Genomic DNA, 8,848 nt, shown 5'->3' with positions numbered 1-8,848 from the left:
CTATGGGTCCCACCGGGGAGGGAGAAGGGGGATAAGGAGTGAGCACCACCTTCTGGCGACTGTAGCCCTCGGTATCCACATTGGCCACGTTATGACTGGTTACATGGACCTCGGTCTGAAAGGCAAGAAGGGCGTTTTTGGCGATATTGAGGGCGCTGCTAATGCCGGCCACCCTTAAGCCTCCCGGGAGATAATCCGGGCCTCGGTCGGGGCCGAGGACCCGTAGGCGGCCTCGGGGGTAATCACCCTCTTTAACACTTCGAAGGCCTCCTCGATGAAGGAAAGCCCGGCCTCCACCAGGGCCTTGTTCCGGTCGTTGAGCTCCAGGATCTCCCGCAGAAGTTCCCGATCCTCCGGAGAGATCCCCTCCTCTTTTATCTTCTCCACCAGACGGGCCTTATAGGAGGCGGTGCGCAGCACACTCTCAATGGCCCCTTTAAGCAGGGCCTCCCTCTCCTCCTCCAGGGCCTTTTTCAGTTCCCTCAGGGTCTTCTGACTCATCTCCTACCTCCTTTTTCGGCAGAATGGGAAGCCGGCTTTAACCCCATCTTCTGGCTCAGGTCCCGGTAAAGAAGTCTGGCTATCCCCAGACCCCGGCCGGAGAGATCCCGGGCCAGCTGCTCGTAGTAAAGATCCCGATATATCCGCATCTCCAGTCCTTCGGGGAAGAGCCCGCTGCGCAGGACCGTGCGCTCCATCCCTCGGAGAAGGATCTGGAGAAACAGGGCCTCGAATTCGCGACAGGCCTCCTGCAGGGCCCGCCCGGGATCCTTCTGAGCCAACTTTTCCAGCCGATAGAGATCCGCAAAACCTTCTCCTCTGACCTTCATCCTCTCATCCTCAGATGATCACCAGTTCGGCCTGAAGGGCCCCGGCGGCCTTAATGGCCTGAAGCACCGCAATGAGGTCGCGCGGAGTGGCCCCCACGGCGTTAAGGGCCCGGACCAGTTCTCCGATACTGGCTCCCTCCTCCAGCACCACGATACGGGCCTTCTGTTCCCGGGCCCGGATCTGGGTGCGGGGCACCACCGCCGTACGTCCCCCGGCGAAGGGCTGGGGTTGCACCACCTGGGGCCTTTCCCGGATTACCACCGAGAGGTTCCCGTGGGCAATGGCCACCCGGGAGATGCGCACGTTTTCTCCCATGACCACCGTACCGGTGCGTTCATCGATCACCACCCGGGCCGGAACGTCGGGCTCCACCTCCACCTCTCCCACCCGGGCCAGCAACTCCACCACCCGCCCCCGATAGACCCGGGGCACGGTAAGGGCCAGGGTGCGCCCGTCCAGGGCCCGGGCGTAGGGACCGTGCAGGAGATCGTTTATGGCCTCCACCGCCCGGGCCACGGTGGTAAAATCCGTCTCCCGAAAAGAGAGTTTGATCACTCCCTTATCGTTCAGATCCACCGGGACCGCCCGTTCCACCACCGCTCCGTTGGGCACCCGGCCCACGGTGGGATGGTTGACCTGGACCCGGGCCCCGGCTCCGGCGGCCCCGAAACCGCCGATAGAAACCGGCCCCTGGGCCAGGGCATAAACCCGGCCGTCAGGTCCCCGTAGAGGAGTGAGGAGCAGGGTTCCCCCCTGAAGGCTCTTGGCATCACCGATGGAAGAAACCAGGACATCGATCCTCTGACCGGGTTTCACAAAAGGGGGGAGCTCCGCCGTGACCATCACCGCCGCCGCGTTCTTGAGTTTGACCTGGGCCCGGGGGACCCGAATCCCGAATCGTTCGAGCATATTCACCACCGACTGCACGGTAAACTTGGTCTGATCCCCATCCCCGGTACCCTTGAGACCCACCACCAGTCCGTAACCCACCAGCTGATTGGACCTCACCCCCTCCACGGAAACCAGATCCTTGAGCCGGGCGGCCCGGACCGTACCCAGCAGCAACATAAACAACCCGGTCCAGAGGATCAGCCTGCGCATAACTTCCCCCTCAAAAGAGCCAGATCAGATGCAGAAGCTGGGCCACCCACCCCGGCCCCCGAATAATCTCCTTGTTCGGGCCCCTTCCGCTATACTCCAGGGTTACGTCGGAAAGCTGGGTCGAAAGGACGGTGTTATCCGTATCTATGTCCTGGGGACGAACGATCCCGGTAAGGACAATGTATTCCAGATCGGCATCCTGTTTGACCACCCGTTTGGCCTGGACCACCAGGTTACCGTTGGGCAACACCTTTATCACCCGGGCGGTGATGGTGGCCCGGATGTCGGTCTGGCGGCTCTGCTGGCTCTGGGCGTTGAGATTGTATTGATAGGAGGAATCGAACATCTGCGAGGAAGAAAAGCGGGGATTGTGTTCCTCCAGATACTTTTCAAATCCCAGAAGTTTGGCCACCCCGGCCTTAAGCCCGGAGGAGCGGCTTCCCTTGTTGCTTACCTGCTGGCTGCTCTGATAGGTCTCCACGATCTTGATGGTCACCAGATCCCCTACTCTTCTGGCCCGGTGGTCCTCAAAGACCGAACCCCCGCTTCCGGTAAAAAGGGAACCCTCGGAAAGGGGATGGAGGGAAGGGGTGCTCCAGCCGGAAACCTTGGGAGGAGGCGGAGGCACGATAGCCTCGGGATTACGCGAGGCACAGGCGGCAAGGAGGATCATCAGCAGGAAAGGCATCACCCTGCGCATCAGAAACTCACCTCCACGGTATGGGCATCCACCACCCGGGCGTAGATCTCCCGTTTACTGGAGAGGTTCCGCACCCGGATGATCTCCCCGGGGCGACCGTCCTCCCGGGCCTGGCCCTTGGTCACCACGGTGATAAACCGCCCCCGGGCCACGATGTTTACGATCTGATTGCGTCTTACGATCGGGGGGATTTCGATCTGGGAGGCCCGCAGGGGACGCCCGGGAGAAAGCCCGTAGCGGGCACACTTGCCCAGGGCCTCCCGGATATCACCGATCACATCCTGGGGCAACCGGGTAAGGGGACGCCGCACCACGGTGAGGTCCTCCCGGGTGAGACAGGCTCCCCGGGGAACCGGGCGGGTCAATACCACCACCGGCACCCGAACCTCCACATAACCCAGGACCCGCACCCGCACCAGAAGACGTCCGTTTTGAAGGTAATCCACCAGAAGGGTGTTGGACCCCGGACGGGGAATCCCTATCACCTTCACCCTCTCCACCGCTCCCTCCGGAACCTCCACCGGAAGGGGTTCGGCGGAAAGACGCACGATCTCCACCTCCTTCTCCGGCCAGGGAAGGGCCCGGACCACCCATTGCTGGAAGAGCCTCTCGAAGTGTTCCCTGCCCAGAGACTGAGCCCGCACCAGGGTGCCGGTCCAGAGCAGGACCAGAAGACTCCAGAGCATTAGAAAAAGCAGGAAAAGAAGCGTCTTAAGCCTTTCTCCGGCCCGGCTCATGGCCCCTTACCTTTTCAGATTATTGGCTATCTCCAGCATCTGGTCCGCGGTGAGGATCCCTTTGGAATTGGCCTCGTAGGCCCGCTGGGTGATGATCATCTTTACCATCTCCTCCACCACATCCACATTGGACATCTCCAGGTATCCCTGGGCGATGGTGCCCAGGCCCTGACTGCCGGGATTGCCCTCGATGGGATCCCCGGCTGCATCCGTGGCCCGGTAGAGATTGCGTCCGATGGGATCGAGTCCGGCAGGATTGACAAAATCGTAGATGAGGAGCTGGGTCTGGGCCAGAATGTTTCCGTTGGCATCCAGGGCCGAGATCATCCCGTCCGGGGTGACCTCTATCCGCACCGTCCCGGTAGGCACCACGAATTCGGGTTGCAGCCGGGCCCCGTCGGCGGTCACAATATAGCCGTCGCGATCGATCTTGAAATTGCCGGCCCGGGTATAAAGTTCCTCTCCGTTGACCAGGACCTTAAAGAACCCCCTCCCCTCGATGGCCCAGTCCAGTTCCTGATTGGTCTGCTGGTATTCACCCTGGGTGAAGACTTTATGGATGGCCACCGGCCGAACCCCCAGACCGATCTCCATCCCCACCGGGATCTGATTCCCCTCCGCGGTAACCGCCCCGGCCATCTTCAGTTTCTGATAAAAGAGGTCCTCAAAATCCACCCTGCTCTTCTTGAATCCGGGGGTATTCACATTGGCCAGATTGTTGGCGATGGTGTCCAGACGAAGCTGCTGACCCTGCATACCGGTGGCTGCGCTCCAGAGTCCTCTAATCATCCTCGACCTCCGTTTACAGTCTTCCTGCGGTGGCAAGGAGCCGCCCGGTGGCCTCGTCCGAGGTCCGGAGGGCCCTCTGCACCGCCTCGAATTCCCGATGGATCTGGATAAGCTGCACTATCTCCGTCAAGGGATTGACATTGGATTTCTCCAGATACCCCTGTCGGATCTGAAAATTTTGAGCCGGACGTTCCTCGACCCCCTGAGCCTGAAAAAGATTTTCCCCTATCTTCCGAAGCTTGGAGAGGTCATCGAAGGTCACCACATCCAGCCGGGCCACGGTGGTGCCGTCCACAGAGATGGTGCCATCGTCATGAATTAGGATCCGCTGCTCCGGCAGGGTAATGAGCCCACCGCGAGCCAGGCCCGGATCCAGGATTACCGGTGCTCCGTTGGCCAGCACCGGATACCCCTGCGGGGTAACCAGTCTATGCCGGGCATCCAGCATGAAGTTTCCTGCCCGGGTATAGGCCACCCCCTCCGGGGTCTGCACCTTGAAAAAACCCTCCCCTACGATGGCCAGATCCAGGGGATTGTCGGTGGGTTCGAGTTCCCCCTGATCATAAACCGTATATTCGGAAATCTCCTTGAAAATACGGCGATAACGCGGACCGATCTTGCGCATCAAATACTCGTGAAAGGCCACCCCGTCGCGCTTGAATCCGGGGGTATCCACATTGGCCAGATTGTTGGTGGTAACCGCCAGCCGCCTCTCCAGGAGCTGGCCGGCCTCCAGGGCCTCCAGCGCCGCCAGCTGTGGATTTACCCTGAGCGCCTTCATCTCAACAAGGAGAAGTTGCAAAGGCTGTGCCAGAAAGAGATCCGTTCCTTTCCCCGCGGTATAAAAGGGGAAACGCTGTCCCGGGTACCCGAAAGGGGGAAATAAATTCCCTCCGGGGCGGAAAATATTGCCTAGGAGTTAAAGGGGAAGATGCAGGAGCTTCCGGAGACGCTCGCGGATGCGTTCCTCCAGCGAACGGGACCCCAGGCTCACCCGCGGTCGGCGATAGGGCCCCCGGAGATGGACGGTGAGCTGGACCCGGCCCTCGGCATCCCGGAGATGGGCCGCGAGCGGCAAACGCCGAACCAGTTTATCGGAAAGGGACCGGGAAAAGGTGAGGTCCACCGGGAGATCCAGAACCCCGGCGAAGGTTACGCTTCCGCTCTTTACCCGGGCCTTAAGGGCCGGCCCCTGCAGGGCGGCCTGTAGCAGGACCCGGCATTTTTGCACCCGAAAGTTTCCGCGCAGCTGGTCAAAGAGCAGGGTACGCAGTTCCGGAAGGTTCAGCACCCGGGCAAGTTCCTGGGTGGCCGGGATTTCCGAGAGTTGCAGGGACTTCACCTCAAAGATCCCTTTTCCGGCCAGGGTATCCAGGATGGCGGGAAGGGAGCCCCCTTGAGCGGTAAAATTTCCGTCGTAAGAGGCCACTCCTTCCACCTTTCCGGGAAGATCGGGATAGAGACCGGAAAGGAGGGGAGCCAGCCGGATCCCCTTCCCGGTCTCCCTCAGTCTCCAGGTGGGAGGGGAAGCCAGCTCGGCCTCTAGATGATCGCTCACCCACCCGTCAGCTACCCGGCACCGGAGGTCGGAAATCAGACGGTGTCCCTCAAGCACGGCGGTGGCCCGGAGATCGGTTACCGCCAGACGGCGATAAAGAATCTCCCTGAGGGTCACCTGGGCCCGCAGTTTCCGGAAGGGAAGCACCGGGAGCGCAGGCTTGGCCCTTTTTCCGGAGGAGGGGGCCCTGGCCCCAGACCGCGCTTGCGAGGAGGAAGGAACCGCCCCGGAGGAGGTCCGCAGGAAGGGATTGAGGTCCAGTTTTTCCCCGCTAAGGTTCAGGGTCAGCTCCGGAGCGGAAAGATAATTCCGGACCGAAAGATCCAGGCGATAGGGTTCCTTTAAAAGATCGAACCGCAGTGTAGCCTCAAGGACCCGGGGAGAAACTGAGGCCCGGAGCCCAAAGGGGACCTTCAGCCGGGGAAGGGCACCGGTTCGGTCCTCGAAGGCCAGGAGCCCCTGGCGCACCTCGAAGCGGGGCACCACCAGGGCCAGGGGAAGGGCCGTTCCGGAGGTCCGGGACCCGGCAGCCGAACCCCCCGGGCCGGAAGCCCTCTTCCGGAGAAAGCGCAGGCTCTCCCAATTGAAGGTGCCGTCCCGGTAACGAACGAGATGCACATAGGGCTCGATCACCTCGGCCCGGGTAAAGACCAGCTTTCTGTGCAGCAGGGGCCAGAGGGAAAAACGCACCCTCAGGGCCTTAAGACGCACGAAATCCGTACGTCCGTCGGCCTCCTTTATGACCAGCCCCCGTAGATAAACCCCTTTGAAGGGCCCTACCTCCACCCGGCTCAGGGTTACCTTGCGCCCCAGGGCCTCCTCGGCCCGGGCTATGACCAGGGGCCGAATCCTATCCGGCCGAAGATAATAGCGCACCAGCAGGGTGAGCCCCAATAGGGCCAGAAGGATGAGGACTACGATTCCGGTTACTATCTTGGCCCAGAGACGCACTTAGCCCCCACCTTAATAAGCGTACTTCCTGGCCACCAGGATAGCAAAGATGGCGGGAAAGACCAAGCCTGCGGGAAGCAGGAGGAAGGGGGAGCCTTTCCCCCCGGCGGCCAGGGCCTTAAGGACCATGAACCAGGTATAGGAAAGGATCACCGCCAGGATCCCCGCGGAAAGCCCTTTGGCCAGGGCCCGTTTGCCACGAAAGGTGAGGAAGAGGACCAGGGCCGGGGCCGCCACCAGAAGACTGATGAAGGGGAAAAGGAGTCGATAGAGGATCTCGGTGAGGGGGAGAGAGGCGGAAAGACCCGAGGCCTTGAGGAAGCGATAACGGCGCCAGAGATCCCGCAGTGAAAGGGTGTTCAGGGGCTGCTGCACCGAAAGGAGGACCTGGGGAGAAAAAGAAATGGCATAAATCCGGCGCGAAAAGGTATGAGGCAGGAAATCCTCTTGCCTTTTCGCCTCCACGCCCCCTTCCAGAAGCCATCTTCCCTTTTTCAGGTAACGGGCCCGCCGGGCATAGACATAGGCCCTGGGACCGGCGCGGTCTCTCCGGATATAGAACAGATCCTCCAGAAGCTCACCCCGGGGTTCGAGCGGACGGGCCGAAAGGAGAAAATCCGGCCCGATAAAGAACATCTTTCCCGAGGCCAGAAGCCGCCAGGGTTGCTCTCCCTTGATCCGTACCTCCCAGGTATAGAGGGCCTGGTAGGAGGCCCGGGGGAGGGTTAGGGCCAGAAAGGCGGAGAAGAGGAAGGAAAGGAGGAGGGCCACGCCGAGATAGGGTCGGAGGATCTTTCCCGAGGAAAAACCCAGGGTACGGAGGGCCAGAAGCTCGTTACCCCTAGAGACAAAGGCCAGACAGGAAAGCAGGGCCAGGGCCAGAGAGGGCGGCCAGATCTGATAGAGGATCTCCGGGAGCCGATAAAGGAGATAAACCAGAAAAAGCCCCACCGGGGCGCGGGCCGCCAGGATGTCCTCCAGCCGTTCAAAAAATTCCACCAGGAAATAGATCCCCCCCAGGGCGGTAAGGATCAGGGGAAGCAGGAGCTTGAGGGGAGATAGGAGATAGCGCTGGTAAAGCTTCATCGGCCCTCCCGACGCAGGAAATCCCACCCGGCCAACACCGCCACCGCCCCCATCAGGATGGAAGGCAGCCCCAGGGCCAGAGGGGGGGGAAAATAACCGCTTTCGGAAAACCCGGTCCCCAGGGAAAAGAGGAGATAGTAGCACAGATAGAGTCCCAGACCCGCGGCCAGGGCCAGCCCCCTCCCCGAACTTTTGAGCCGGGCCCCCAGGGGAAGCCCCAGAAAGGGAAGCACCAGCGCAGAGAGGGGATAAAAGAACCGCTGGTAAAACTCGGTAAGGTATTTGCGTCTTTTATGGGGGGGGAGCCTCCGATCCCGGGCCCGGGCCAGCAGGGCGGAAAGCCCCATCTCACCCCGTTTGAGTTCCCGTGCCCCGGCCAGGTTCAAGGGGAGCCGATAACGATATTCACCGAAATAAAAGTTCTCCGCCTCCCGGAAGTCCCGGGAGAAATAATGCCCCTCGCCCTGGTCCAGGATCAACTCCGCCTCCCGGTCCCGGAGGACCAACTTCCCTTCACGGGCGTAAAGAAACCCCCTTTTGCCCGGGCGGGTTTCGTCCAGGATATAGACCTCCCGGAAACGAAATTTCTTCCGCACCTTCTCCGCGTAAAAGACCAGCCCCGGGAACCAGTCCACCGGGGTTCTTTCCGGAAGCCCCCGTTCGATCCTCCGCGCGGAAAGGAAATAGAGGAGATCCCTCATTCCCCGTTTGGCTCGCGGAAGAAGAAAGATGTTCAGTATCAGGGTAAGGACGAAGATACACAGGGCGAACCAGGCCACCGGCCGGTAAAGCCGCCAGGGAGACACCCCCAGGGCGGAGAAAGCCAGAAGCTCCTGGTCATGAGCCAGACGCATGAAGGCCAGGAGCACCCCCAGGAGGGCAGCCAGCGGCAGGGCAAAGGGCAGGAGGAAGACGGCCAAATCCAGCGAAAAAAGGGCGAAATCCCGGGCCGTAGCCTGCAGGGCGAAAAGATCCGGACCGAAATTGGCCATCCTGGTGATATAGAGCAGGAAGAGGGTCAGAAGGACCACCGCTAGAAAGTTTGTCAGGATCTCGCGGAGAAGGTATCTTGTGGTGAGCACAGGAAGAATTTTA

The 8,848-nt window shown here is 61.0% G+C and carries 11 protein-coding genes; all 11 read right to left on the bottom strand.

The features are described 5' to 3' along the window. Positions 1 to 172 (bottom strand): flagellar basal body protein (locus F8J34_RS09785; protein ID WP_363315424.1); only part of this gene is annotated, 172 nt, incomplete at its 3' end. Between the two features lie 2 nt (positions 173 to 174). Continuing rightward, positions 175 to 501 (bottom strand): hypothetical protein, encoded by a 327-nt coding sequence (locus F8J34_RS05450; protein WP_297056998.1) that lies wholly within the window; start codon positions 499 to 501, stop codon positions 175 to 177. Then, the gene (locus F8J34_RS05445; RefSeq protein WP_297056997.1) at positions 498 to 830 is read right to left on the bottom strand and encodes a rod-binding protein; all 333 of its coding nucleotides are present in this window, start codon (positions 828 to 830) and stop codon (positions 498 to 500) included. Before F8J34_RS05445 ends, F8J34_RS05450 begins: the two co-directional genes overlap by 4 nt. Positions 831 to 840: 10 nt before the next feature. Further along, a complete protein-coding gene (locus F8J34_RS05440) occupies positions 841 to 1,932 on the bottom strand; it encodes a flagellar basal body P-ring protein FlgI (RefSeq protein WP_297056996.1) in 1,092 nt (363 codons plus the stop codon). Positions 1,933 to 1,942: 10 nt separating this feature from the next. Next, the gene (locus tag F8J34_RS05435; RefSeq protein ID WP_297056995.1) at positions 1,943 to 2,632 is read right to left on the bottom strand and encodes a flagellar basal body L-ring protein FlgH; all 690 of its coding nucleotides are present in this window, start codon (positions 2,630 to 2,632) and stop codon (positions 1,943 to 1,945) included. Next, complete coding sequence (flgA, locus tag F8J34_RS05430; protein ID WP_297056994.1) at positions 2,632 to 3,369, bottom strand: flagellar basal body P-ring formation chaperone FlgA; 738 nt, start codon at positions 3,367 to 3,369, stop codon at positions 2,632 to 2,634. Before flgA ends, F8J34_RS05435 begins: the two co-directional genes overlap by 1 nt. A gap of 6 nt (positions 3,370 to 3,375) precedes the next feature. After that, positions 3,376 to 4,158: a flagellar basal-body rod protein FlgG gene (gene flgG, locus F8J34_RS05425; protein WP_297056993.1), complete on the bottom strand. Its 783-nt coding sequence runs from the start codon at positions 4,156 to 4,158 to the stop codon at positions 3,376 to 3,378. Between the two features lie 13 nt (positions 4,159 to 4,171). Continuing rightward, a complete protein-coding gene (flgF, locus tag F8J34_RS05420) occupies positions 4,172 to 4,939 on the bottom strand; it encodes a flagellar basal-body rod protein FlgF (protein WP_297056992.1) in 768 nt (255 codons plus the stop codon). Positions 4,940 to 5,077: 138 nt separating this feature from the next. Next, positions 5,078 to 6,667, bottom strand: coding sequence for an AsmA family protein (locus F8J34_RS05415; protein WP_297056991.1), 1,590 nt, complete (start codon positions 6,665 to 6,667; stop codon positions 5,078 to 5,080). A 12-nt stretch (positions 6,668 to 6,679) separates the two neighbouring features. Further along, positions 6,680 to 7,753, bottom strand: a complete 1,074-nt coding sequence (locus tag F8J34_RS05410; protein WP_297056990.1) for an LptF/LptG family permease — start codon at positions 7,751 to 7,753, stop codon at positions 6,680 to 6,682. Further along, positions 7,750 to 8,835: an LptF/LptG family permease gene (locus F8J34_RS05405; RefSeq protein ID WP_297056989.1), complete on the bottom strand. Its 1,086-nt coding sequence runs from the start codon at positions 8,833 to 8,835 to the stop codon at positions 7,750 to 7,752. The genes F8J34_RS05410 and F8J34_RS05405 overlap by 4 nt, the downstream gene beginning before the upstream one ends. Positions 8,836 to 8,848: the final 13 nt, after the last annotated feature.

The sequence above is a fragment of the Thermosulfurimonas sp. genome (genome assembly GCF_015491435.1).
Taxonomy (GTDB): domain Bacteria; phylum Desulfobacterota; class Thermodesulfobacteria; order Thermodesulfobacteriales; family Thermodesulfobacteriaceae; genus Thermosulfurimonas_A.
Note: the sequence above shows the minus strand (reverse complement) of the source record. Positions and strands in the feature narration are given on the sequence as shown.